Here is a 24,010-nt window from a genome sequence, read left to right as displayed (position 1 = left end):
CCGTATGCGGCCACGACGCCGCCATTCAAGGCGACATCGTGGCCAACGACGCTAAAGCATTACTGCGCCGCGCGCAGCTTGCCAACCTGCTGCGCGGTCACGGTGCCCGCTTTCGCGCCGAAGTGATTCAGCACGAAATTGGCGACGGCCGCGACATCGGAATCGGTATAAGCGCCGCCGAAACCCGGCATCTGCTGCAAGCGCCCATTGACGGTCAGCGACGTGCCGTTGAGCAGCACCTGGACGAGCGCCGCCCCCGACGGATCGTTCGCCGCATGGCTGCCGACCAGCGAGGCGTAGTCGCTCTGACGGCCTGCGCCGTTCCACTGGTGACAGCCCGCGCAATCGCCCGCGAACAGACGCTGGCCGCGTTCGAGCGCGGGCGTCGCGGCGGCCGCGCCCGGCAGCACCGCGTTCGACGCGCGCGCGGCGGACGGATCGAGCGCAATCGTCGCCGCCTGGCCGGTCTGCCCGCCCGTCGCTGGCGCGACACTGCGCAGATACGTGACCAGCGCCGAGATATCGCCGGGCGTCAGATATTGCAGGCTGTGCTCGACCACATCGGCCATCGGACCCGCCGCCGAACTGCGCCCCGGCGCATGGCCGCGCGACAGATACTGCGCGACCTGCTGATCGCTCCACGCGCCGATGCCGTAGCTCTGGTCCGAGGTCGTGTTGTAGGCCTTCCAGCCTTCGATTTCCGCGCCCGACAGATAATCGCGCGACTTCATCGCGAAGCCCGCGTTACGCGGCGTATGGCATTCGCCGCAATGGCCGAGCGCCGTGGCCAGGTACGCGCCGCGATTCCACTCGACGCTCTTCGCCGGATCGGTCACGAAACGCTGCTCGCGGAAAAACAGCACGTTCCAGGCGGCCATGCCCCAGCGCTGGTTATACGGAAACGACAGATCGTTCGCAGGCGGCGCCTGATGCACGGCCGGCAGCGTCAGCAGATACTGCTTGATCGCCAGCACGTCGTCGCGGCTGAGTTGCGTGTACGAGGTGTAGGGCATCGCCGGATAGAGATTGCCGTGCGAGCCCACGCCCGCGCGCACGGCTTCCACGAACGCGTCGTCGCTCCAGTTGCCGATGCCCGTGTCCTTGTCGGGCGTGAGATTGGTGGCGTAAATGGTGCCGAACGGCAGCTTGAAGGCGCGCCCGCCCGCGTAAGGCGTGCCGCCTTGCGCGGTATGGCAGGCCACGCAATCGGCGGCTTTGGCGAGGTATTCGCCGCGCGCGACGCTGGAGGCCAGATCGGCGGGCGTGCCCGCGACAGGCGCTTGCGGTTCGGCGCCCGCGGGCAAAAGCCAGGCGCGGCCGCACAGGACGGCGGCGGCCACGGCAGCCGCCAGCGCCGTATAGCCGATGATTCTGCGAATGTTCACGATGATTGGAGTGTTGTTCGTTTCGACAGGAGGCGCTCAGAAGGCTCAGAGCGCTCAAAGTGCTCAAAGCGCATTACGCCGGACGCAGCGAATCGCCCAGCGGCAGCGAGCGGATGCTCACGCCCGTGGCGGCGGTGAGCGCATTGGCCACCGCCGGCGCCGCAGGCGGCACGCCAGGTTCGCCGATGCCCGTGGGCGCTTCTTTCGACGGCACGATATGCACCTCGACCACCGGCATGCCGCTCATGCGCAGCACCGGGTAATCGTTGAAATTGCCCTGCCTGACGTGGCCTTTATCGAACGTGATCGCCGTGCGCAGGAACGTGAGACCGAAGCCGATCCCGCCTTCCACCTGGGTCGTGACGATGTCCGGGTTCACCACCATGCCGCAATCGACCGCGCACACCACGCGATCCACCGTGAACGAACCGTCGGGCTGCACGGTCACCTCGGCCACCTGCGCCACGTAGGTGCCGAACGCAAGCTGCAACGCGATGCCGCGCCCGCGCTTGGTGCCCTGCGGTCCTGGCTTGAGCGGCGTGGACCAGCCCGCCTTCTGCGCCACGAGTTCGAGTACGCCGCGATGACGCGGCTGGCTCGCGAGCAACGCGTGACGGAACGCATACGGGTCCTTGCCCGCCGCGCGCGCGGCCTGATCCATCATGGTTTCGCCGACAAAAGCCGAATGCGTGTGGCCGACCGAGCGCATCCATTGCGTCTGCACGGGCAGCTTCGGCTTGTGCTGCGCGACGCGGAAATTCGGAATCGCATACGGCATGTCCGCCGCGCCTTCGACCAGCACCGGATCGATCGAATCGGGCTTCGGCAACTGCATGAAGCTCTGGCCCACGACATCGTGATTCCAAGAAACCAGCTGGCCCGCCTTATCGACGGCCACGCGAACCTTGTGCACCGTCAGCGGACGGTAATAGCCCGCGCGCATGTCGTCCTCGCGCATCCACACGAGTTTGATGGGCGCATCCACGCCCTGCGCGTGCGCCGCTTTCACCACGCGCGCCGCTTCGCGCACGAAGTCCGAATGCGGATTCGCGCGGCGGCCGAAACTGCCGCCCGCATAGAGCTGATGAATCGTCACCTGCGCGGGCGTGATGCCGAGTTCCTTCGCCGCCATCGCCTGATCGGCCGTGTGCCATTGCTCGCCGTTCCAGATCTCGCATTGATCGCCTTTGAGGCTGATCAGGCAGTTCATCGGCTCCATCGGCGCATGCGCGAGATACGGTTGCTCGTAGACCGCCTCGATATAGTGGCCGCCCTCGGGCGCGCTCGTGAGCACCTTGCCGCGCTGCTCCGCCACGTTGCCCGCCTGATCGGCGAGCGCGCGGAACTGGCTGAAGATATCGGTCGAACTGAGCGCGAACGCGTGGCTGTCGTCCCACGTGATGTTGAGCGCGTCGCGGCCCTGGCGAGCGATCCACGTGTTGTGGGCGAGCACGGCCACGCCGCCCTGCACTTCGTCGTCGCCGGGAATCTGCACGACCGCCACCACGCCGCGAATCGCCTTCGCCTTGCTCGCGTCGATGTGGCGCACCTTGCCGCCCAGCCGCGGCGGATGCGCGATCACCGCCACCAGCATGCCGGGCACCTTGATGTCCTGCGTGTAGATGGCCGAGCCGTTCACCTTCGCGGGAATATCCACGCGCTTCGAATCGCGTTTGCCGATCAGTTTGAAATCGGCGGGCTGCTTGACGACGACCTTCGCGGGCAAGGGTTCGCGCGCGGCGGCGGCCACGAACTGGCCATAGCTCGCGCGACGATTCGACGCCGCGTGGACGATCACGCCGTCTTCCACTTTTAGCGTGGCCGGGTCCACTTTCCACTGCTTCGCGGCCGCGCCGACCAGCATCATGCGGGCGGCGGCGGCGGCTTCGCGCATCTGCTTCCACGCGCCGGCCATCGCCGTGCTGCCGCCGGTGGCCTGCAGCGTCCAGCCAAACGAAGCGAACATCGGGTTCGCGTATTTCTTGACATCGGCGGGCGCGGCTTCGACGGTAATGCGGTCGAGTGGCACGTCGAGTTCATCGGCGGCCAGCGTCGCGAGCCCCGTGAAGGTGCCCTGACCCATCTCCAGATATTCGGCGATAACCGTGACCGAGCCATCCGCATTCACGCGGATAAACGCGTTCGGTTCGAACGTGAATGCAGCGCTGGATTGCGCAGCAGGATCGAGCGACGCCGCGACGGCCAGGCCGCCGCGAAATCCCACCGCCAGCGTGAGCGCCGACATGCCCGCGAGAAACTGGCGGCGCGATAGCGAGGCGCCCGCCGCTGCGCCTTCGTTGAGTTTCGGATCACGCATGTTTGAGCGCCTCCGCAGCTTCGTGGATCGCGGCGCGAATCCGCTGATAGGTCGCACAGCGGCAGATGTTGCCGCTCATGGCGTCGTCGATATCGGCGTCGGTGGGATTGGGTTGGGTGGTGAGCAGCGCCACCGCCGACATCACCTGCCCCGATTGACAGTAGCCGCACTGTGGCGCCTGCTTTTCGATCCACGCGGCCTGCACGGCAGCGCCCACCTTCTGCTCGTGCACGGCTTCGATCGTCGTGACCTTGCGGCCTTCGATCGCGCCGATGGGCGTCACGCAGGCGCGCGCGGGCTGGCCGTCCAGATGCACGGTGCAGGCGCCGCACAGCGCCATGCCGCAACCGAACTTGGTGCCGGTCATGCCGAGTTCGTCGCGCAGATACCAGAGCAGCGGCATCTCGGGATCGCCATCGAATTGATGTGGCTGACCATTAATCACTATCTGAACCATGATCTCGGACCTTCCTTGTGGGGTGGCCGTATCCGGCGCGTTCGCGCGGATCGGCGGATGTGGCTGGAATGGGTTGGCGCTGGGGAAAACCGGGGCGAGCCGCAATAGCACGCTCGCACGCTCGCCCGCGCACGACCTTGCGAGTCTAGTCGCGAGGGGTCGAATCGGCCATGCCGAAAAATCCGGTTTTCCTGCCTGAAAATCTGGAATGAATGACTTATGGATCGCTCGCGGATCACTTATGGGCGAATTTATGGCGGAATGCCGATCCCATCGCGATGCATTCACGCACTCGATGAATGCGCATCGCGCGCAAGAATCTGCTGACCTGTCTGCATGTTTTCTCCCCTCATGCAAATTGCGCATGACGCTATGTGTATTCAGCATTGGACGCTGGCTTTGCGTCGCCCGAGTATCCGCGTTCGGCATTCAAGCCAGCCTTGTCACCGCTATCCGCAGGTGACCACGCATCGCGCATAACCCGCACGCAAGCCTCGCAAAAGGCGGCGCGAATGCCTGAAACGACGACGGGAATCGCTGCGCAACCCGCCGCGATCTCCCTCGATCTGGACATGAGGAGACGACGTGAGCAGTTCTGTAAAACGACATATTGGCCCGTTTGCACTGATGTTTACCGGCCTTGGATCGATCATCGGTTCCGGCTGGTTGTTCGGTGCCTGGAAAGCCGCCAAGATCGCCGGTCCCGCTGCGGTCTGCGCGTGGATCATCGGCGCGGTGGTGATACTGGCCATTGCACTCACTTACGCCGAACTCGGCGCGATGTTCCCGGAATCGGGCGGCATGGTGCGTTACGCGCGCTATTCGCACGGCGCGCTGGTGGGCTTTATCAGCGCATGGGCGAACTGGATCGCCATTGTTTCGGTGATTCCCATCGAAGCCGAAGCGTCCATTCAATACATGAGCACCTGGCCTTATCCATGGGCGCATGCGTTATTCGTGAATGGCGAACTCACGCATTCAGGCTTGCTGCTTTCGGCCCTGCTCGTGATTGTCTATTTCATGCTCAATTACTGGGGCGTAAAGGTTTTTGCGCGCGCCAATAGCGCCATTACGATCTTCAAGTTCATCATTCCGGGTCTGACGATCGCCGGTCTTATGGCGACGGGTTTCCACCACGAAAACTTCGGCGAAGCCAGCACGTTTGCGCCGTATGGCTGGTCGGCCGTGTTCACGGCAGTCGCGACCAGCGGCATTGTGTTCGCATTCAATGGCTTCCAGAGCCCGATCAATCTCGCGGGCGAAGCGCGTAATCCTTCAAAGAGCGTGCCGTTTGCGGTGATCGGCTCAATTGTTTGCGCGCTGGTGATTTACGTGCTGTTGCAGGTGGCGTATATCGGCGCGGTCGACCCGTCTGATGTGATGAAAGGCTGGAATACCTTCAATTTCAAGTCGCCGTTCGCGGAACTCGCGATTGCGCTGAACCTGAACTGGCTCGCGATCCTGCTGTATGTGGATGCATTCGTGAGCCCGAGCGGCACCGGCACGACCTATATGGCGACCACCTCGCGCATGATCTACGCGATGGAGCGCAACAACACCATGCCGGCGATGTTCGGCAATGTGCATCCGTTCTATGGCGTGCCGCGTCAGGCGATGTGGTTCAACCTGGCCGTGTCGTTCATCTTCATGTTCTTCTTCCGTGGATGGAGTTCGCTCGCGGCCGTGATTTCGGTGGCGACCGTGATCTCGTATCTCACCGGCCCGATCAGCCTGATGGCGCTCAAGCGCGCCGCCACCGACATCGAACGCCCGCTGACCGTGCCGCTCATGAAAGTGATCGCGCCGTTCGCCTTCGTCTGCGCATCGATGATCCTGTACTGGGCCAAATGGCCGCTGACCGGCGAAATCATTCTGCTGATGGTTGTTGCGCTGCCCGTGTACTTCTACTTTCAGGGCAAGGAAGGTTGGGCCGGCTGGGGCCGCGACCTGAAGGCCGCATGGTGGCTGTGCGCCTATTTGCCGGTGATGGCCGTGCTCTCGCTGATCGGCAGCAAGGAGTTTGGCGGTCACGATGTGATTCCCTACGGCTGGGACATGCTGGTGGTCGCGATCATCTCGCTGGGCTTTTATTACTGGGGCGTCAGCTCGGGCTATCGCACGCCGTATCTCGACGAACGCGAGCGCCATGCGGAATACGAATCCCTGCCCACCGAAGCCAAGGTTTGACGCAGCAATAATGCGGTATTGATGCGGTATTGATGCGGTATTGATGCGGTATTAATGCCGTATTCTGGCGCTGGAGCCCGCACGGTCCAGCGCCGATTCATGAATCCCATCGATAAGTGCATGCAAGCGCAGCGCCTTATTCTTCGGCGGCGGCAATGCTAGAGTCACGGGTGGTATCGGCGTAGCAGTCAGACGCGTGCACAGGCACCGTCACGCCGCTGTCCACTGCCACACGCCCCGCATAAAGAAAGGATTCCGAATCATGTCGATGACCACGTTCAACGCCACGCAAGCGGTTTCGCCCGCGCTCGCCCGCTACACATCGGACACCTTGCTCGACGGCGTATGGAAACGCACGCCGCTTTCCCTGCGCGATCGCAGCATCGTGACCGTTGCGGCGCTCATCGCGCGTCATCACACCGCCGAACTGCCGTTCCAGGTTCGTCTCGCGCTCGATCACGGCGTCACGCCCGCCGAGCTTTCGGAGATCGTCACGCATCTCGCGTTCTACGCGGGCTGGGGCACGGCAACGGCTGCCACGGCGATTGTCGGCGACGCGTTCCGCGAGCGCGATATCGGCGTGAATCAATTGCCGGGCGCTCACGTCGATCCGCTGCCGCTGAACGAAGCCGCCGAAGCACAACGCGCGCAAACCGTCGAACAGAATTTTGGCACAACCGCGCCCGGCGTAGTGCACTACACCACCGAAGCACTTTTTCTCGATCTCTGGCTGCGCCCCGGCCTCGCGCCGCGTGACCGCAGTCTGGTCACGGTAAGCGCACTGGTTGCCAACGGGCAGTCCGCGCAGATTCCTTATCACCTCAATCGCGCGATGGACAACGGCCTCACGCAACCCGAAGCCGGCGAAGTCCTCACGCAACTCGCGTTCTATGCGGGCTGGCCGATGGCGTTTTCGGCGATGCCGGTTTTCAAGGACGTATTCGAGAAGCGCGCCGCCTGAAGCGGCGCGCGTGACGCGCTTATACCTGAACTTCCTGCAGGACAGGCAGCCGCTTTTCGAAGTGATAACCGGGCGGCTGCACCTCGCCGAAGTCGTGCGCCGAAAGCAAGGTGTAGCCACTCGACGTATAGAGCCCGACCGCCTCGGGCTGACGCGGTCCAGTGCCCAGAAACACACGCGTATAACCCTGGCGTGCCGCCTGCGCCTCCAGTTCCACCAGCACACGGCGCGCGAGTCCCTTGCGGCGCTCGCGACGGCTCGCCCAGATGCGCTTGAATTCCGCCGTGCCTTCATCGGCATGTGGCATGAATGCGCCGCCCGCCACCGCAACGCCATCGCGCAGCAAAAGCACGAATGCACCCCGCGGCTGCGTGAAATCCTCCTCCGGGTAACGCGTCATTTCGCGTTCGAGATCTTCGGCGGCGATGACATCCGCATAGCGGCTGCGATATTCATCGGCCAGTTCTGCCAGCAGAGGCTGCGCACGCGGGTCTCGCACCTGAACGTAGACAAACGCCTCGTGCGCCATCAATGCACCCTGGGGAAGCCGTGACGTTCGGCCAGCAGCGCGAGAATGCGCTTCGGGTCGGTAACGTAGCGCGTTTCGCCCAGCGTCAAGGCGTCCTCCGGCACCGGATGCTCGTTGCCTAATACGAGCGCGGGCAGCCCCTGGTGCGCTTCGTCGAGGACGTCGATCACGGCCGGACGCGGGCGGGCGAACGCCACGCGCTTTACGCCCAGTTGTGCGGCGCGCGCCGGATCGCTCGCGAGCAGACCTTCGATGGAAAGCCCATGTGGGCAGACGAAATGCTCACCGGGATGTTTGGGGTCGGTAAAGGCGGGTTCCAGCAACAACAGCAAATCCTGGCTCATGGTGATCGATTCCTTTTTAATCAGTACCACTGATAATATTTTCTGGATTTAATTACGCTGCGATCGGCGCTTTGGTTCAATGCGTGCGTTCGCAAGCAGTGAATTTCGCTTCATGTCAAAGAACCCTGGAGAGGAATTCTCGGGTGCGGGAATGCGACGGATTGCCGAGCACCTGAGCGGGCGGCCCCGCCTCCACCACGCGGCCGCCGTCCATGAACACGATGGTGTCCGCGACTTCGCGCGCAAAGCCAATTTCATGCGTCACGATCACCAGCGTGGTGCCCGAGCGCGCCAGTTGCCGGATCACGTCGAGCACTTCGCCGACAAGTTCCGGATCGAGAGCCGAAGTCGGTTCATCGAATAGCAGCACCTTGGGTTTGAGCGCGAGCGCGCGCGCAATCGCTACGCGCTGCTGCTGACCGCCCGAAAGCTGGCGCGGCCAGGCATCGGCCTTGCCTGCGAGACCTACGCGTGCCAGCAATGCGCGCGCTTCGGCTTGCGCCTGAGCGCGCGGCACGCCAGCGGCAAGCGGCGCTTCGGTGATGTTGTCGAGCACGCTCAGATGCGGAAACAGATTGAAATTCTGGAACACCATGCCCACTTCCGCACGATGACGCAGAATGTCCTTCTCCTTCAATTCATAAAGCGTGCGCCCTTCGCGCCGATAACCCACAAGTTCGCCGTCGATATCGATAAAGCCATCGTCGACACTCTCGAGGTGATTGATCGAACGCAGCAGCGTGGATTTCCCCGATCCGGATTGCCCGAGGATCACCGTGACGCTACCCGACGGCACCGTCAGCGATACGTTGTCGAGCACCTTGAGCGTGCCGAAGCTCTTCGACACATTATGGATTCCTATGCGACCACCGATGCGGCGTTGAGCCCAGCCAGAATCGGCGATGAGTGCTGCATCGTCGCTTTGCTCAGTCTTGTTCGATGCCGTGTCCGAAAACGATTTACGCAGCAATGCCAGCAGCGCGGAGCGCGGCGGCTGCGTGCGTGTCGCGCCGCGCGCGTAATGGCGCTCGATATGCACCTGGATCGCGGAGAGCACCGTGAGTATCAGCAGATACCAGATCGTCGCCACCATCAGCAGGGGAATGACTTCCAGATTGCGGTGATAAACAATCTGCACGGTATAGAACAGGTCCGGCATCGCGAGGATATACACCACCGAAGTCCCCTTCGCGAGCCCGATCACATCGTTGAACGCGGTAGGCAACACCGCGCGCATGGCCTGCGGCAGCACAATGCGCCAGGCCTGACGCGCGTGTGGCAAACCCAGCGCGGCGGCCGCTTCGCGCTGGCCCTGATCGACCGAGAGCATGCCGCCGCGAAATGCCTCGGCGGCAAAGGCCGCATGATTGAGCGACAGTCCCACCACGGCCGCGAATAATGGGCTGATCAAATCGGTGGTCGGGCCGTCGTAGAACGTCAGATGCGTGAATGGCACGCCAATCCACACGGTCTCGTAGAGATAGCCGAGATTGTTCAGCAGCAGCAACAGCACAATCGGCGGAATCGAGCGGAACAACCAGACGAAGGCCCACGCGCACGCCGCCAGCAAAGGCGAACGCGAAAGACGCGCCAGCGCGATCGGCACCGCTAGCGCAAAGCCAATCAGCGAACCCAGCAGCGTGAGCAGCAAGGTACGCGACAGCCCTTCGAGAATGGGTTCGGCGAAGAACCATTGCGCGAAAACGCTCCATTCCCAGCGCGGATTGCCCAGCACGGAATGCAGTACCAACGCTATCAGGACGACGGCGAGCACGGTGCCTGCCGTGCGTGCGCGATGGCGGGCGGGCACGACGCGAAAATGCGCGTAGTCGGAGGCCTCCAGCGCGGCATGGCCGCGCGCGGACGAAGGGACGGCGATGTGAGGGGTGTCGCTCATGGTTCGATGTTCCTGCTCGATTCTGCGGTCAATGCATCACTGGGCTTTCGCGAGTGCGTAGCGGCTCTCGCGTCGCGGCAGTCCCAGATGGTCGCGCAGCGTGTCGCCAGTCAGGCGACGGCTGTAACGCCCGCGCGCTTCGAGCACCGGAATCACGTGCTTGACGAAATCGTCGAGCCCTTCGGCCTGCACCGGGAAGCCGAGGATGAAGCCATCGGCCGCGCCGGCATCGAGCCAACGGATCAATTCGTCGGCAATCTGCTCGCCAGTGCCAAGAAACTGCGACTTCGGCGTAGCGACTTCGAGCGCCACTTCGCGCAGCGTCGCGCCGCTGCGGCGTGCTTCGCTCTTGATGCGGTCCGTGGTCGAACGGAAACTATTGGTGCCGAGTTCGCCCAGTTCAGGAAACGGCTCGTCGAGCGGATACTGCGAAAAATCGTGATGCTCGAAGAAGCGGCCGAGATACGCGAGCGCGTCTTCAATACTCAGCAGATCGCGAATCGCCCGGTACTTTGCCTCGGCCTCTTCCTTTGTCTTGCCGACAATCGGCCCAATACCGGGGAAGATTTTCACGTCCGAGGCGGCACGCCCGTGCTCCACCGCGCTTTGACGCACACGCTCGGCAAATTCACGCGTTTCCTCCAGCGAAGGCGAATGCGTGAACACGGCATCGGCGTACTTGCCTGCGAGATCGATGCCCGAATCGGACGAACCCGCCTGGAAAATCACCGGCTGGCCTTGCGGCGAACGCTGGATATTGAGCGGCCCCGCCACTTCGAAGAACTTGCCCTTGTGATCGAGCGTATGCAGCTTGTCGCGCGCGAAGAAACGGCCGCTTTCACGGTCGCGCAGGAAGGCGTCGTCGTCCCAGCTATCCCAGAGGCCTTGTACTACGTCGAGGTATTCATCGGCGATTTCGTAGCGCAATTCGTGGTTCGGATGCTCGCCGCCATAGTTTTTTGCCGAGCCTTCGAGCGGCGATGTCACCACATTCCAGCCCGCGCGTCCGCCGCTGATCAGATCGAGCGAAGCGAACTGGCGCGCCACCGTAAACGGATGGCTATAAGAAGTGGAAAGCGTGCCGGCCAGGCCGATCTTTGTCGTGGCGGTGGCCAATGCCGAGAGAATCGAAATTGGCTCGAATCGATTCAGGAAATGCGGAATCGATTTTTCGTTGATATACAGACCGTCCGCCACGAAGGCAAAGGCCACGCCGTTGGCCTCGGCTTTCTGGGCAATGCCGGTATAAAAGTCGATGTTGACGCTGGCATCGGCCGGGCCACCCGGATGCTTCCACGCATTCATATGGCCGCCCGCGCCATGCAGCATGATGCCGAAAGTCAGATTTCGTTTATTCGTGTCGGTCATTTCGGATTCCTTGAATAATAGGGGTGCGCCGATCAGGCGTGCGCGTGCGAGGTGAGCGGCGCGAGGCGCTCGACCGAATCGAGTCGCAACGCGTAATCCGCAACCGGCGTATCGATCACGAATTCTTCAATGCCGAAGCGCGTATGCAGCGCGTCCAGTTCGGCGCGCACGTCTTGCGCTGTGCCCGCGATCACATGCGGATGCAGTTCGTCGAGGCGGTAATCGGACACACCGGTCTGCCGTGCGAATTCCGCTGCCGCTTCGGGGCTCGGCAAGTTCACGCTTTGTCCCGTCGCGAGTTGCAGTTTGAATAGACGCAGCGCGCCAACCTGTGCACGCGCGGCTTCACGCGTAGCGGCCGCGAACGCATAAAGCGCGAGCAACGGCGCGCGGCCCGTGGCCTCGCGATAAGCGTCGATAGAGCGGGCGATATGGGCCTCATCGCCATTGAAATGCCCGGCGTAGCAAAAGGCCCAATCATGCTTTGCGGCAAGACGCGCGCTTTCGGGACTGCCACCCAGCAGCACGCGCTGAGGTGCCTCGGGCGGAACCGGCAATGCCAATGCGCCAGCCAGCGCGTGATCTTCCGGCACGCCCCATTTGAGGAAAGCGTCCAGCTCCGCGAGTTGTCCCGCGAAGTCCGGCTTCTTCGCCTTGTCATGAAACCACTGCAGCGCGCGCGTGGTCAGCGGCAGCCCGCCGGGCGCCTTGCCCACTCCCAGATCGACCCGACCCGGCGCGAGCGAAGCCAGCACGCGAAACGATTCCGCTACCTTGAACGGGCTGTAGTGTTGCAACATCACGCCGCCCGAACCCACGCGAATGCGCGAGGTATGCGCCAGCAAATGCGAGACGACGATTTCAGGCGCCGAACTCGCGAGCCCCGGCGCGCCATGATGCTCGGCGATCCAGAAACGCTGGTAGCCAAGCGCTTCCGCGCGTTGTGCGAGACGTATCGTGAAGCGCAACGCATCGTGTGCGCTTGCGCCTTCGGCGATCGGGCTTTTGTCGAGAATGGAAAGAGACCAGGCCATGTCACTCCTTCCCCATGCGTATTGCGCATGGGTCGAACGGTGTTAAGCGATTGCGATTTAAGGTAAATAGCGGTCGCTCGAATACGCTCCAGTCATTATGTCGACGCAATGCGCCGGAGCGTACGAGCGATTTCTGCTATGCATATGAGCGTGGGCGTAAGACGCTTTAGAACTGATAACGCGCACGCAGGTAATAGAAGCCGCCGTTCACACCCACATTCGACGCATAGGTGTCGTACTGCACGCCTTCCAGTTGATTCACATAAGGAATCTTCGACGGATACACATCGAACAGATTGTTCGCACCCACGGCAATCTGGAATTTCTTCGTGACGTCGTAGCGCACTTCCACATCGGTCACGTAACGCGCAGCATTCTCCACGTGCTGGAATTGCGTAGTGGAAAACGCATTCGGCCCGACGATATAAGTCATCTCGCTGGACGTCGATCCATAGCGCGTTTCATGCAGACCCACTGCCCATTTGTCGCGATGCCAGGTGCCGCCAATAATGATCTTGTTTTTAGGCGTCGATGTCGTCAGCCAGCCGATCTGTTGCGCGTTGAGCGCCGCCGTGCCATTGGCATTCTTCGCCACACTACGCACCGAAGTCGTATTCAGGTTCACGCCCAGATCCCAATCCACCTGACCGTAGCGGCCAAAGCCCGTGTGATAGGTGCCGGTCAGGTCGATACCGCGCGTGCGCGTGCTCGCGCCATTGGTGAAATAGCTCGCCGATACCGCCGAAGCCGGAATCGAACTGGGCACCGAAAGCCCTGCCGCCTGCATGGCTGCGATGGCATCCGCGCCCGCTGCCGTACCGCCCAGAACAATGCGATTGCGGATATCGATCTGATACGCGTCGAGCGTGAGGTGCAGGTTATCGACCGGTTGCAGCACGAAGCCAACGTTATAGTTGGTCGATTCTTCCGGCTTGAGCGATTGCGCGCCGATCAGTTTCGCAGCCGCCGAATTCGCCGCCAGCAAACCTGAAGCCGATGCCGGCGATACATTGATGTTGGTGTAATACTCCTCGGCCAGCGACGGCGCGCGGAATCCCGTACTCACGCTGCCGCGAATCGCAAAGCGCGGCGTAAAGTCGTAGCGTGTCGAGATCTTGCCGTTGGTGGTATCGCCCACATCGTTGTAGTGTTCGTAGCGACCGGAGAGATCGACTTGCCACTTCTGGGTGATCTTCGTCGCCAGATCGATATAGGTGCCGAATACGTTGCGCGAATTATCGCTTGCGCTAACCGGTGCAAGACCCGGCAACGCCTGCGCGCCGCCGTCGAGATACGAATACAGATCGCCCGCGCCCACGGTATAGGTTTCGCGGCGCTCTTCCACACCCAATGAAACATGCAGCGGCCCCGCCAGCAGCGGCAACTGGAACGCGCGCGAGAAGTCCAGGTTATTGGTGAGTTGCGTGTTGCTCACCGTCGCCAGATGGAAACTGGTGGGCGTAAAACCTTGCGCGTCGTAGAGCCCGGTATTGGCGGAATCGACCATGCCCATGCTGTCGTGGTCGCCGCCATAGGTCGTGCTCAAGTCCCACGACCAGCCGAACAGATTCTGGCCCTTCACGCCCGCCGTGATCGAATAGTCATTCTCGTTGACCGTTTCCTGCGGCGTAAAACCATTCGGATAAATCGACGGTAGCACTGATGGCGGCCGATAGTTCTGATACGCGCTGGCATTGCGGTGTGCATAGGTGCCGAAGCCATAGAGTTCGACATCGTCGCCCAGGTAATAGCCAGCGTTAAAGCCCACCGATTCGCGCGTGGCCGAAGGATCGCCCAGCATACGGTTGTAATAGCCCTGACCCGCCGGAAAACTGCCGAAGTAGTCGTCAGGGCCCGTGCGGACCGTATGATTCTGGCGCGCGTATTCGGCGCTCAGATCGAGAAAGCCCTTATCGCCGAGATTGAAGCCGATATTCGCCGATTCGGCATTCTTCAGGCCATCGCCTGCATACGTCTGACCGGTGGTCGACGTCACTTCACCGCCATGCGAAGCGCGCTTCAGAATGATGTTGATGACGCCCGCAATCGCATCCGATCCATACTGCGCCGCTGCGCCGTCGCGCAGAATTTCGATGTGATCGATCAGTGCAATCGGGATCGTGTCGACGTCCACGCCCGTCGCGCCCTGATTCAGGCCACCGTCCAGAGAGATATTTGCCGTAGTGTGGCGGCGTTTGCCGTTCACCAGCACGAGGACATGGTCGGGACTCAGGCCATGTAGTGAAAGCGTGTTGGTAAGCATCGCCGCGTCGCCAGCGTAGGTTTCGTGGCCGATCGAAGGCGAGAGTTGCACCAGCGCGTCGCGCAGATTGGTCTGGCCGGTCGAACGCAATTGCTGGCCGCTGATCACATCCACGGGCGTAAGACTCTTGCTCGCCTTGGTTTCCGTGCGGCTGCCGGTGACCACGACGGTGTCCTGTTGCACGGTGTTGCCGACAGCATTGCCAACCGTGCTGCCAACTGCTGCATCGCTTGCCGCAGCGGCGGGAGCCGCCACCGTTTGCGCCCACACTGCCCCATTGCACGCCAGCGCGAAAGCCGCCGCCGAAAGCACCTTCATGCGCAAACGCGGCGCCTGGCGCTCGCCTGGTATTGTTCTCGCAGTTCCAAAACCCGAAGCATGAATATTGTTTTTCGTTTTCATTCGAACAACTTATTAATTTAATGACTACTTTATTGTCACGCGTCGACTTCCCCTGCCTTCATTGCGAAGCAGTTGTTTTCCGGGAACGTCGGCGCCCGTTCCCGGAGACACCGTCAAGGTTCGTTGCCGACCAGGCCGATCTTCGTTGCACCTTCGCGCTGCGCTGCCGCCATCACCTGCGCGACCGCGCTGTAAGGCGCGAGCTTGTCCGGCGAGAGATGGATCTCGGGCTGATCCGCCTGAGCGGCGACATCGGCCATGTGATGCTCGAGATCCGCGCCGGCCGCGAGCGGCGCGCCATTCCATTGCAGCGCGCCTGTCGGGCCGATATCGATCTGCACGACCGGCGGCGGCGTGGCGGGCGGCGGCGGGCTATCCACCGGCAGATTCATCTTGACCGCGTGCATCTGGATCGGGATCGTGATGATGAGCATGATCAGCAGCACCAGCATCACGTCGATCAGCGGCGTCGTGTTGATGTCCACCAGCACGTCCGGTTCCTCGCTGCCCGATGGGACATTCATCGCCATCGTCTAGACTCCTTTTCGGTTCGGGTTAGCCGCCGCGTGCAGGCGGCTGGGTGATGAACGAGACCTTGGCAATGCCCGCACGTTCGCAGGTGCTCACCACGCGCGCAATGTATTCGTAGCGCGTGGCCTGATCGCCGCGCACATGAACCTCGGGCTGCGGGTCGCGCTGCGAAATGCCTTTCAGTTGCGCGAGCAACGTTGTGGCATCCACGCGCTTCTCGTTCCAGAACAGATCGCCCTCTTTATCGACGGCAATCTCGATGCTGTCCGGTTTGGTCTGCAGCGGATTCACCGTTTCCTTCGGCAACTGCACCGGCACCGTATGCGTAACCACCGGAATCGTGATGAGGAAAATGATCAGCAAAACCAGCATCACGTCCACGAGCGGTGTCGTGTTGATGGAGGCGATGACTTCGTCTTCGCCGCCGTCCTGCGCTACGTTCATGGCCATGGCGAATCGGACTCAGTGGGCGTTGACGACCGCGCGGACCGGGCGCTTGCGGCCCCCGGCGAGCAGCACCGTATGCAGTTGCGCTGCAAAGCCGCGCACGCGCTCCATCAGCGACTTGTTGCGACGCACGAGGAAGTTGTAGCCGAGCACGGCGGGCACGGCCACGGCCAGACCCACCGCCGTCATGATGAGCGCTTCGCCCACCGGTCCCGCTACTTTGTCGATCGACGCCTGGCCTGCAATGCCGATCGCCGTGAGCGCGTGATAGATGCCCCAGACCGTGCCGAACAGGCCGACGAACGGCGCCGTCGAACCCACCGTGGCGAGGAACGCAAGGCCGTCCTGCAGGCGATTCGACACGTTGTTGCTGGCTCGATCGATCGACACCTGAATCCACGTATTGCGATCGACTTCTTCGAGCAGCGCTTCGTCGTGATGCTCGGCGGCTTCGAGGCCCGTCTCGGCGATAAAGCGGAACGGCGAGTTGTCGTCGAGATCGGCCACGCCCACGGCCAGCGACGGCGCGCTCCAGAGTTGCGCATCGGCCGATTTCGCGCGGCGCGCTGCTCGTGCCTGCTCGACGAACTTGGTGATCATGATGTACCAGCTCCCCATCGACATCACGACGAGTACCAGCAGCACGAAGCGCGCGACAAAATCGCCATTGGCCCACAGTGCGCCGAGCCCGTACGGATTCGCATCGGTTGAATTGCCGGCGCTTTGCGCCCATACGAGCGGCGAGGCGAGCAGCGCGACGGCGCCAGCCGCCGCAGGAATGAGGCGCGCGGAACGCGCAGCAAGGATTGACTTCTTCATGTTTGCTCCAGAGTGATGCTCAATTCAGGTTGAATGAAAACGGCACCTGCACGCGCACGGGCTGGCCCTGCGAAATGCAGTTGAACTTCTTCACCGCGTTAAAGGCGGCGCGATCGAGCAAGGGATCGGCGGACTTCTCGACCTTCTCTTCCGTCACGTGACCCTGCGGATCCACCACGAACGAGATCAGCACATCGCCGGTGATGTTGTTGTCCTGCGCTTCTTCCGGATACACCATTGCAGCGCGTACCTTGTCGGAGTTCGGGCAGACCACGCCGGCCTCGTGACTCACGGGCTTCGCGGGCGCAGGCGGGGCCGGTGGCGCAACGGGTGCGGGCGGCGCCGGCGGCGCAGGCTGCTCGGACTGATGCGCGATCGTCGGCGCGGGAGGCGCTACGACCGGCACTTCGGGCTTCGGCACGTAAGGCACGACGCGTTTGGGCGGCGCCACCGGCTTCGGCGGCGGCAGCTTGACGGTGGGGATGGGCGGCGCAGGCGCCGGCTTCACGGTCTCCAGAATGCGCACTTCCACGGGTTTCTGGATCACCTGCACCACCTTGCTCGCGAGGCCGTTGAGCAAAGCCCAGATAAAGACGATGTGCAACAGCAGCACGGCCGCGATGCCCGCATAGCGGCGCACCGATCCCGGTCTGCGCGCCCCGTACTGGCGCGGGCGCGCTGCCCACTTCCCCGCCACCACCACTGAGTCCGACATGAAGCGCTCCTTCCTTTCCTTTGCACTACAAACTGTTTGTAAACCGTGGCGCCGCGAATTTCACGCGGCGCGCGCTGCATCAGGTCTTCGGCAGGCCCGGCGGATTGGTGGTGGCACGCTGGATCGCTTCCGAATCCAGACTCCAGCGGTCGAGCACCTGGCGATACTTGCCATCGCGGATCAGATCGTTGAGCACCAGGGTGATCGGATCGGCCAGACCACTACCTTTGCGCGTGGTGATCGCCACTTCGGCGGTACGCGGCCAGCCGCCGCTCACGGTGCCCACCAGACGCGTCTTGCCCTGCGTCGCCGCTTGCCAGGCGAGCACGGCGTTCACGCTGAAAATCGCATCGGCGCGGCCCGATTGCAGCGCGAGCGTGCGCACCGCATCGTCGTCGTAGTACTGCACGCTCACTGGCTTCAGGCCATGCGCCACGTTTTCCTTGTCCCATTCGAGCAGCACTTTTTCCTGATTGGTGCCTGCATCGGTGATGATGCGCAGGCCCGCCACATCCTTGGGTTCGCGAATCGATTTGATCGGGCTATCCTTGCGCACGTAAAAACCCACCTCATCGCGCCGATAGGTCGAAAAATCGAACTTCGCCTTGCGTTCTTCCGTCACGGTCACGTTGGACACCACGGCATCGACCTTGCCCGACTGCAGCGCGAGTGGCCAGTCCGGCCAGGCGAGCACGACGAGTTTGAGCTTGCGGCCCAGACTATCGGCCACCACCTGCGAGAGATCGACATCGAAACCCACGACGGTTTTCGCATCCGTGGCATAGGTGCTGATCGGCGGCAACGCCGGCACGATGCCGATGGTGAGCGCATCTTTATCGACGAAATTGAAGCTCGCCGGAATGGTTTTGATGATTGCGGGCTCCGCACTGGCGCGCACGCGGCCATGCTGTTCCGGGCTCAGATCGAAAGACGTGGCGGCCAATGCGAGGCCGGCAGCGCCGAGCGCCAGCGCGCCCGCGAAAACAGCGAGAGAATGTTTGAGTTTCATGGCGATTTCAAGCAGACGGGTCGATAAAGAAATGAATCTCAGTGCTGCGCGCCCAACGGTTCGCGCGGGCGCAGATCGTGGAGCGAATCGATCGCACGCGGATTGATCAGGTCTTTGGCAAAGGGCAAATGCACGTGCACTTCCGGCGCAATAGCGCGATCGAACAGCGGCGTATAGCCCGAATCGATATAAAGGCCCCACGCTTCCGGCTGCTTGAAACCGGTGGTGAGATAGACGCGCCGATACCCCTGACGCAACGCACGCGCTTCGAGTGCTGCCACGACTTGCCGCGCGAGTCCCTGGCGGCGCTGATCTTCGCGCGTCCAGATGCGCTTGAGTTCGGCGGTCTGCGCGTCATAGCGCTTGAACGCGCCGCCGCCCACGGTTTCTCCGTCACGCTCGACAATGATGAAAGCGCCTTCGGGCGGCGTGAATAATTCGGCGGAATAACGCGCGAGTTCTGCTGCAGCGGACGCTTCGCTATCGGGACGAAAGGCGCGGTAGCGCGCGGCATATTCGCGTGTGAGCGCGTCGATCAAAGGCTGCGCGGCGGGATCGAGCGGCGAGGTGTCGATAATGCGGAAGCTCATGGTCGTTGCATTCGTAATGGGCCAATATGCGGCGGCGTACCGGAGGTTTTATCCGGTGCCACCGTATTTTTTCTGTGATCGCAACGTCGCCATACTTATTCAACGACTGTTGGGGTTGCGACAAGATTAGCCTTTCGACGAATGCAGATTAACCAAGCATTTCTAATATGTTTATCGACTTGTCTTAATGGATTGAAACCGCATTGAATTACGCTTTATTACCCTCTGGTGCCGCGCGATTTTTGTCATCCGATTGGCGGAACATGACGTTGCGTTGATCCTTATACCGGCTGCGCCAGATGAAACAGACAATCGCCGCGCTGCACGGCCGCCATCGCGCGCTGGCAGACGACTTCGCCATCGGCTTCGAAATTGACCGTCACGGGTTCACGCAATGGCGTGTCGGGAAAGTGAATGCGCGCCGCAGGCTGCCCTGTGCTCACGCTCTGCCCGAGTTGCACGAGCGGCTCGTACACACCGCGCTCATACGCATAGACGTAATGCGACGCGCCAGCCACGCGATAAAAGCGGGTTTCGCCGGGCGCTTTCGCAGGCACCAGCGGCCCCTCCAGTAAACCGATCTTGCCTAGCAGATGCAGCACGCCTTCGCGCGCCTCGCGCAGCAAAGGTGGCTGCACGATACCCGCGCCCCCGAGTTCGGTGACGATCGAAAGCGCCCCCTGACGACGCGCCGCGCTGGCCGAATGCACAGGATTGAGCGGATGCAAAAACGCACGCGGCATGCCGAACGCCGAAAGCGCCGCACGCAGACGCGCGTTTTCATCGGCGTCGCGCGGTTCGATCGCCAGCATATTCGCACCGTGATAAATCAGCGAACTGCCGCCCGAATGGAAATCGAGTAGATATTGCGAACGCGCCAGTAGCGTGTGCTCGATATAGTCCGCGATAACGGCAGTGGGTTCGCCGTGCGGATCACCAGGAAAGCTGCGATTCAGGTTGCCGCCGTCGAGCGGCGAAACACGCAGGCCCGCCTCGGCGGCGGGGAAATTCGCCATTGGCAGAAAGATCAACTGACCTTGCACCCAGGCCGGTTCGATTTCGCGCAGCAGTTGCGAGACGAGAATCTGTCCTTCGTATTCGTCGCCGTGATTGCCGCCCATCAGCAGCACGGTCGGTCCCGTGCCGTTGCGGATCGACGCCACCGGAATGGGAATCCAGCCATATGCGGAACGATGCACCGAATGCGGCAAGCGCAAATAACCGGTGTGACGGCCGGTTGCGTCGAAATCGATTTCACTGCGGATGGGATTGACCATGCTGCTCCTTCTTCTGTACGCAATCGATAGATAAACCGGTTCATTCTGGTCGATGCAGGCGAGCGCGCCTACCAAGCTTTAAGCGAATGAATATGCAAGCCGCGCCCGCTGGCTTCGTCGCCTGATTAAGCGCGCTACGGAACATCCATAGCAGAAATGCTTCGTTGGCCGTGCGCTGCACGCTCACTACACTGCGTTCCATCTTGTCATAACAAGTTCGCCATGCCCCAAAACACGCTCGCCGCGCTGCCGCCGCAACCGCTTTACGCAAAGATCAAGGACACGTTGCGTGCGCGTATCCTGGATGGCAGCTACGCGCCGCATAGCCAGATGCCGTCCGAACACGAGCTTTGCGCGCTCTTTGGCGTCAGCCGCATCACCGTGCGCCAGGCGCTAGGCGATCTGCAGAAGGAAGGCCTCGTGTTTCGCCTGCACGGCAAAGGCACGTTTGTATCGAAGCCGAAGGCCTTCCAGAACGTGACCTCGCTGCAAGGCTTTGCCGAAGCGATGACGTCGATGGGCTATGAGATCGTCAACCAGTTGCGCGCGTTTCGCGTCGTCAAAGCCAGCCGACATGTCGCGCAAAAACTGCACCTGGCCGAAGGGGACAACGTGGTGGAGATTCATCGCGTGCGCCTGCTCAACCGCGAGCCGGTTTCGCTCGAACTTACCTGGCTGCCCGAAGCGCTGGGCAAACGCCTCGCCAATGCCGACCTTACCGCGCGCGACATCTTTCTGATTCTGGAAAACGATTGTGGCGTGCCGCTCGGTCACGCCGATGTATCGATCGACGCCATGCTGGCGAGCGACGATATCGTCGATGCCCTGCGCGTTGAGGACGGCAGCCCGGTGCTGCGCATCGAGCGCACCACCCACGACGCCAGCGGAACGCCCATCGATTACGAATATCTGTATTTTCGCGGCGACGCCTTCCAGTATCGCCTGCGTGTGGATCGCGAGAAGAGCGCATCGCACGCCACCCATCAATAAGGATGACGTAATGACGACACAAACGATCCCCACCGAAGTACTAGACTACGACATTGTGGTGGTTGGCGGCGGCACAGCCGGCCCGATGGCGGCGATCAAGGCCAAAGAACGCAATCCCGCACTGCGCGTGCTGGTGCTGGAGAAAGCCCACGTCAAACGCAGCGGCGCGATTTCCATGGGCATGGACGGGCTGAACAACGCGATCATTCCGGGGCACGCCACGCCTGAGCAATATACGCGCGAGATCACCATCGCGAATGACGGCATTGTCGATCAGGACGCCGTCTATGCTTATGCGAAGCATAGCTTCACCACCATCGAGCAACTGGATCGCTGGGGCGTGAAGTTCGAAAAGGACGGCAATGGCGATTACGCCGTGAAGAAAGTCCATCACATGGGCGCCTATGTGTTGCCCATGCCCGAAGGCCACGATATCAAGAAAGTGCTGTACCGCCAGCTTAAACGCGCGCGCATAGACATCACCAATCGTGTCGTCACCACGCGTTTGCTCACCGATGCGCAAGGCGCCGTTTGCGGCGTGATCGGCTTCGATTGCCGTACTGCGCATAGCGTGGTGGTGCGCGCCAAAGCAGTGATTCTGTGCTGTGGCGCGGCCGGGCGACTCGGTCTGCCCGCCTCCGGCTATTTGATGGGCACATACGAAAACCCCACCAATGCGGGCGACGGTTACGCCATGGCCTATCACGCAGGCGCGGCGCTCACCAACCTCGAATGCTTCCAGATCAATCCGCTGATCAAGGACTATAACGGGCCAGCGTGTGCCTACGTGACCGGCCCGCTCGGCGGCTTTACGGCGAATGGCAAGGGCGAACGCTTTATCGAGTGCGATTACTGGAGCGGCCAGATGATGTGGGAGTTTTATCAGGAACTGCAGAGCGGCAATGGCCCCGTGTTCCTCAAACTCGATCATCTTGCCGAAGAAACCATTCAGACCATCGAGCAGATTCTGCACACCAACGAGCGCCCGAGCCGCGGACGTTTTCACGCCGGACGCGGCACCGACTACCGCGATCAGATGGTGGAAATGCATATCTCGGAGATTGGCTTGTGTAGCGGGCATAGCGCGTCGGGCGTCTATGTCGATTCGCGTGCGCGTACTACCGTGCCGGGACTTTACGCTGCCGGAGACATGGCCGCCGTGCCGCACAACTACATGCTGGGCGCGTTTACCTACGGCTGGTTCGCGGGCCACGACGCAGCCGATTACGTGGCAGGCCGCGAACACGCGCCACTCGATCAGGCCCAGATCGATGCCGAACGCGCCCGCATTTACGCGCCGCTCGAACGCAAGGAAGGACTCTCGCCTTCGCAGGTCGAATACAAGTTGCGCCGTATGGTCAACGATTATCTCCAGCCGCCCAAGGTCACGCGCAAGATGGAGATTGGCCTGCAACGTTTTGATGCCATTGCTGAGGATATCGAATCGATCAAGGCGAACAACGCGCATGAACTGATGCGTGCAGCCGAAGTCCGAGCGATCCGCGATTGCGCCGAAATGGCCGCGCGCGCTTCGCTGTTTCGCACCGAAAGCCGCTGGGGACTGTATCACCATCGCGTCGATTTTCCGCAGCGCGACGACGCCAACTGGTTCTGCCATTCCGATCTGCGCAAAGACGAGAACGGTCGCATGATCTGCGAAAAGCGCGCCGTCGCACCTTACGTCGTGCCGATTGGCGCGGCGGAGCAAGGCGCTTATGACCGCATGCGGATCAAGCCCACCCAGACACTGGCCGAAGCGCACTGAAAAACCGCTGGAGAAAAACATCATGTCCTTTACACCCCACGATATCTTCCAGCGCAGCAGCGCGCCCGTCACCATCGACGAAAATCTCTGCATTGCCGATAAAGGCTGCACGGTTTGCGTCGATGTCTGCCCGCTCGACCTGCTCGCGATCGATACGTCCAAAGGCAAGGCCTATATGCAATTCGACGAGTGCTGGTACTGCATGCCCTGCGAGCGCGATTGCCCGACCGGCGCCGTCAAGGTCGACATTCCGTATCTGCTGCGCTAGGCGCTCAGGCTATCGAAGCACAATCATTCGGATTCCAGATAGATTTTCACCATGACTGATCTTTTCGAAAACCGCGCACTCGCGCGCCTCGCGGATGCCGATGCTGCCGTGCGCCGCATCGCCGTGCTCGACCTCGCCGATCTCGAAGACGAAGCGCTCGTGCCCACGCTGGTGGCGACGCTGCGCGGCGACACCTCGCCCGAAGTGCGGCGCGAAGCGGCGAATGTGCTCGCGGCGTGGGAGCAGGAAGACGTGGTGGAAGCGCTGTGCGCCGCCTTGCTCGACACCGACGCAAGCGTGCGCGAAGCGGCCCAGCAAGCGCTTTCGGAACTCAAGGACGCGGCGTCGGCGAAAGTGTTGCGGCGCTGGGCCGCGCGGCCCGAACCGTTCGCGCGCCGCGCGGCCTTGCGTGGCCTGCGCGAACTGCGCGACGCCGCCGCGTTCGAGCCGGCGCT

The 24,010-nt window shown here is 62.0% G+C and carries 22 protein-coding genes; 6 read left to right on the top strand and 16 right to left on the bottom strand.

Features of this window, described 5'->3' with window-relative positions:
• Positions 1-59 precede the first annotated feature (59 nt).
• The 3 genes from G3N59_RS16355 to G3N59_RS16345 all read right to left on the bottom strand — a co-directional run bounded on the left by G3N59_RS16355 (position 60) and on the right by G3N59_RS16345 (position 4,159).
• A complete protein-coding gene (locus G3N59_RS16355; protein WP_205983670.1) occupies positions 60-1,385 on the bottom strand; it encodes a cytochrome c in 1,326 nt (441 codons plus the stop codon).
• 73 nt (positions 1,386-1,458) lie between these two features.
• A complete protein-coding gene (locus tag G3N59_RS16350) occupies positions 1,459-3,702 on the bottom strand; it encodes a xanthine dehydrogenase family protein molybdopterin-binding subunit (protein ID WP_205983669.1) in 2,244 nt (747 codons plus the stop codon).
• Positions 3,695-4,159: a (2Fe-2S)-binding protein gene (locus tag G3N59_RS16345; protein ID WP_205983668.1), complete on the bottom strand. Its 465-nt coding sequence runs from the start codon at positions 4,157-4,159 to the stop codon at positions 3,695-3,697. Before G3N59_RS16345 ends, G3N59_RS16350 begins: the two co-directional genes overlap by 8 nt.
• 585 nt (positions 4,160-4,744) lie before the next feature.
• Between G3N59_RS16345 and G3N59_RS16340 the strand changes: the two genes are divergently transcribed.
• Positions 4,745-6,346: an APC family permease gene (locus tag G3N59_RS16340; RefSeq protein WP_205983667.1), complete on the top strand. Its 1,602-nt coding sequence runs from the start codon at positions 4,745-4,747 to the stop codon at positions 6,344-6,346.
• Positions 6,347-6,608: 262 nt separating this feature from the next.
• Complete coding sequence (locus G3N59_RS16335) at positions 6,609-7,307, top strand: carboxymuconolactone decarboxylase family protein (protein ID WP_205983666.1); 699 nt, start codon at positions 6,609-6,611, stop codon at positions 7,305-7,307.
• Between the two features lie 19 nt (positions 7,308-7,326).
• Here the strand turns inward: G3N59_RS16335 and G3N59_RS16330 are convergent, their stop codons facing one another.
• The 13 genes from G3N59_RS16330 to G3N59_RS16270 form a co-directional block, all read right to left on the bottom strand.
• The gene (locus tag G3N59_RS16330) at positions 7,327-7,836 is read right to left on the bottom strand and encodes a GNAT family N-acetyltransferase (RefSeq protein WP_205983665.1); all 510 of its coding nucleotides are present in this window, start codon (positions 7,834-7,836) and stop codon (positions 7,327-7,329) included.
• Positions 7,836-8,180, bottom strand: a complete 345-nt coding sequence (locus G3N59_RS16325; protein ID WP_205983664.1) for a DUF3088 domain-containing protein — start codon at positions 8,178-8,180, stop codon at positions 7,836-7,838. The genes G3N59_RS16330 and G3N59_RS16325 overlap by 1 nt, the downstream gene beginning before the upstream one ends.
• 115 nt (positions 8,181-8,295) lie before the next feature.
• Positions 8,296-10,077, bottom strand: a complete 1,782-nt coding sequence (locus tag G3N59_RS16320; protein WP_205983663.1) for an amino acid ABC transporter permease/ATP-binding protein — start codon at positions 10,075-10,077, stop codon at positions 8,296-8,298.
• A 36-nt stretch (positions 10,078-10,113) separates the two neighbouring features.
• Complete coding sequence (locus tag G3N59_RS16315; RefSeq protein WP_205983662.1) at positions 10,114-11,445, bottom strand: LLM class flavin-dependent oxidoreductase; 1,332 nt, start codon at positions 11,443-11,445, stop codon at positions 10,114-10,116.
• A gap of 32 nt (positions 11,446-11,477) precedes the next feature.
• Positions 11,478-12,479: an LLM class flavin-dependent oxidoreductase gene (locus G3N59_RS16310; protein ID WP_205983661.1), complete on the bottom strand. Its 1,002-nt coding sequence runs from the start codon at positions 12,477-12,479 to the stop codon at positions 11,478-11,480.
• A gap of 166 nt (positions 12,480-12,645) precedes the next feature.
• Positions 12,646-15,060 carry a TonB-dependent receptor gene (locus tag G3N59_RS16305; RefSeq protein ID WP_241023494.1) on the bottom strand — a complete coding sequence of 805 codons (2,415 nt, stop codon included), beginning with the start codon at positions 15,058-15,060 and terminating at the stop codon, positions 12,646-12,648.
• 197 nt (positions 15,061-15,257) lie between these two features.
• Entirely contained in the window at positions 15,258-15,674 is a 417-nt protein-coding gene (locus G3N59_RS16300; RefSeq protein WP_205983659.1) for a biopolymer transporter ExbD, read from the bottom strand.
• Positions 15,675-15,699: 25 nt separating this feature from the next.
• Complete coding sequence (locus G3N59_RS16295; RefSeq protein ID WP_205983658.1) at positions 15,700-16,125, bottom strand: biopolymer transporter ExbD; 426 nt, start codon at positions 16,123-16,125, stop codon at positions 15,700-15,702.
• A 12-nt stretch (positions 16,126-16,137) separates the two neighbouring features.
• The gene (locus G3N59_RS16290; RefSeq protein ID WP_205983657.1) at positions 16,138-16,941 is read right to left on the bottom strand and encodes a MotA/TolQ/ExbB proton channel family protein; all 804 of its coding nucleotides are present in this window, start codon (positions 16,939-16,941) and stop codon (positions 16,138-16,140) included.
• 19 nt (positions 16,942-16,960) lie between these two features.
• Entirely contained in the window at positions 16,961-17,656 is a 696-nt protein-coding gene (locus tag G3N59_RS16285) for an energy transducer TonB (protein WP_205983656.1), read from the bottom strand.
• Between the two features lie 79 nt (positions 17,657-17,735).
• Complete coding sequence (locus tag G3N59_RS16280; protein WP_205983655.1) at positions 17,736-18,665, bottom strand: ABC transporter substrate-binding protein; 930 nt, start codon at positions 18,663-18,665, stop codon at positions 17,736-17,738.
• Between the two features lie 38 nt (positions 18,666-18,703).
• Positions 18,704-19,255, bottom strand: coding sequence for a GNAT family N-acetyltransferase (locus G3N59_RS16275; RefSeq protein ID WP_205983654.1), 552 nt, complete (start codon positions 19,253-19,255; stop codon positions 18,704-18,706).
• A gap of 281 nt (positions 19,256-19,536) precedes the next feature.
• Positions 19,537-20,532, bottom strand: coding sequence for a succinylglutamate desuccinylase/aspartoacylase family protein (locus tag G3N59_RS16270; RefSeq protein ID WP_205983653.1), 996 nt, complete (start codon positions 20,530-20,532; stop codon positions 19,537-19,539).
• 222 nt (positions 20,533-20,754) lie between these two features.
• Here G3N59_RS16270 and G3N59_RS16265 point away from each other — a divergent pair, with 222 nt between their 5' ends.
• The 4 genes from G3N59_RS16265 to G3N59_RS16250 all read left to right on the top strand — a co-directional run.
• Positions 20,755-21,522: a GntR family transcriptional regulator gene (locus G3N59_RS16265; RefSeq protein ID WP_205983652.1), complete on the top strand. Its 768-nt coding sequence runs from the start codon at positions 20,755-20,757 to the stop codon at positions 21,520-21,522.
• 25 nt (positions 21,523-21,547) lie between these two features.
• Positions 21,548-23,287, top strand: coding sequence for a fumarate reductase/succinate dehydrogenase flavoprotein subunit (locus G3N59_RS16260; protein ID WP_205983809.1), 1,740 nt, complete (start codon positions 21,548-21,550; stop codon positions 23,285-23,287).
• Positions 23,288-23,309: 22 nt separating this feature from the next.
• Entirely contained in the window at positions 23,310-23,555 is a 246-nt protein-coding gene (locus G3N59_RS16255; RefSeq protein ID WP_205983651.1) for a ferredoxin family protein, read from the top strand.
• A 51-nt stretch (positions 23,556-23,606) separates the two neighbouring features.
• Positions 23,607-24,010 (top strand): HEAT repeat domain-containing protein (locus tag G3N59_RS16250; protein WP_205983650.1); only part of this gene is annotated, 404 nt, incomplete at its 3' end.

The organism is Paraburkholderia sp. Ac-20340, from assembly GCF_017104965.1.
Classification (GTDB): domain Bacteria; phylum Pseudomonadota; class Gammaproteobacteria; order Burkholderiales; family Burkholderiaceae; genus Paraburkholderia.
This window is presented reverse-complemented; position numbering and strand designations above follow the sequence as displayed.

Bases quoted from the DNA above. Each gene is read 5' to 3' on its own strand.
- G3N59_RS16350 (WP_205983669.1), bottom strand. From the start codon at position 3,702: ATGCGTGATCCGAAACTCAACGAAGGCGCAGCGGCGGGCGCCTCGCTA.
- G3N59_RS16345 (WP_205983668.1), bottom strand. From the start codon at position 4,159: ATGGTTCAGATAGTGATTAATGGTCAGCCACATCAATTCGATGGCGAT.
- G3N59_RS16335 (WP_205983666.1), top strand. From the start codon at position 6,609: ATGTCGATGACCACGTTCAACGCCACGCAAGCGGTTTCGCCCGCGCTC.
- G3N59_RS16330 (WP_205983665.1), bottom strand. From the start codon at position 7,836: ATGGCGCACGAGGCGTTTGTCTACGTTCAGGTGCGAGACCCGCGTGCG.
- G3N59_RS16325 (WP_205983664.1), bottom strand. From the start codon at position 8,180: ATGAGCCAGGATTTGCTGTTGTTGCTGGAACCCGCCTTTACCGACCCC.
- G3N59_RS16320 (WP_205983663.1), bottom strand. From the start codon at position 10,077: ATGAGCGACACCCCTCACATCGCCGTCCCTTCGTCCGCGCGCGGCCAT.
- G3N59_RS16315 (WP_205983662.1), bottom strand. From the start codon at position 11,445: ATGACCGACACGAATAAACGAAATCTGACTTTCGGCATCATGCTGCAT.
- G3N59_RS16310 (WP_205983661.1), bottom strand. From the start codon at position 12,479: ATGGCCTGGTCTCTTTCCATTCTCGACAAAAGCCCGATCGCCGAAGGC.
- G3N59_RS16305 (WP_241023494.1), bottom strand. From the start codon at position 15,060: ATGAAGGTGCTTTCGGCGGCGGCTTTCGCGCTGGCGTGCAATGGGGCA.
- G3N59_RS16300 (WP_205983659.1), bottom strand. From the start codon at position 15,674: ATGGCGATGAATGTCCCATCGGGCAGCGAGGAACCGGACGTGCTGGTG.
- G3N59_RS16295 (WP_205983658.1), bottom strand. From the start codon at position 16,125: ATGGCCATGAACGTAGCGCAGGACGGCGGCGAAGACGAAGTCATCGCC.
- G3N59_RS16290 (WP_205983657.1), bottom strand. From the start codon at position 16,941: ATGAAGAAGTCAATCCTTGCTGCGCGTTCCGCGCGCCTCATTCCTGCG.
- G3N59_RS16285 (WP_205983656.1), bottom strand. From the start codon at position 17,656: ATGTCGGACTCAGTGGTGGTGGCGGGGAAGTGGGCAGCGCGCCCGCGC.
- G3N59_RS16280 (WP_205983655.1), bottom strand. From the start codon at position 18,665: ATGAAACTCAAACATTCTCTCGCTGTTTTCGCGGGCGCGCTGGCGCTC.
- G3N59_RS16275 (WP_205983654.1), bottom strand. From the start codon at position 19,255: ATGAGCTTCCGCATTATCGACACCTCGCCGCTCGATCCCGCCGCGCAG.
- G3N59_RS16270 (WP_205983653.1), bottom strand. From the start codon at position 20,532: ATGGTCAATCCCATCCGCAGTGAAATCGATTTCGACGCAACCGGCCGT.
- G3N59_RS16265 (WP_205983652.1), top strand. From the start codon at position 20,755: ATGCCCCAAAACACGCTCGCCGCGCTGCCGCCGCAACCGCTTTACGCA.
- G3N59_RS16255 (WP_205983651.1), top strand. From the start codon at position 23,310: ATGTCCTTTACACCCCACGATATCTTCCAGCGCAGCAGCGCGCCCGTC.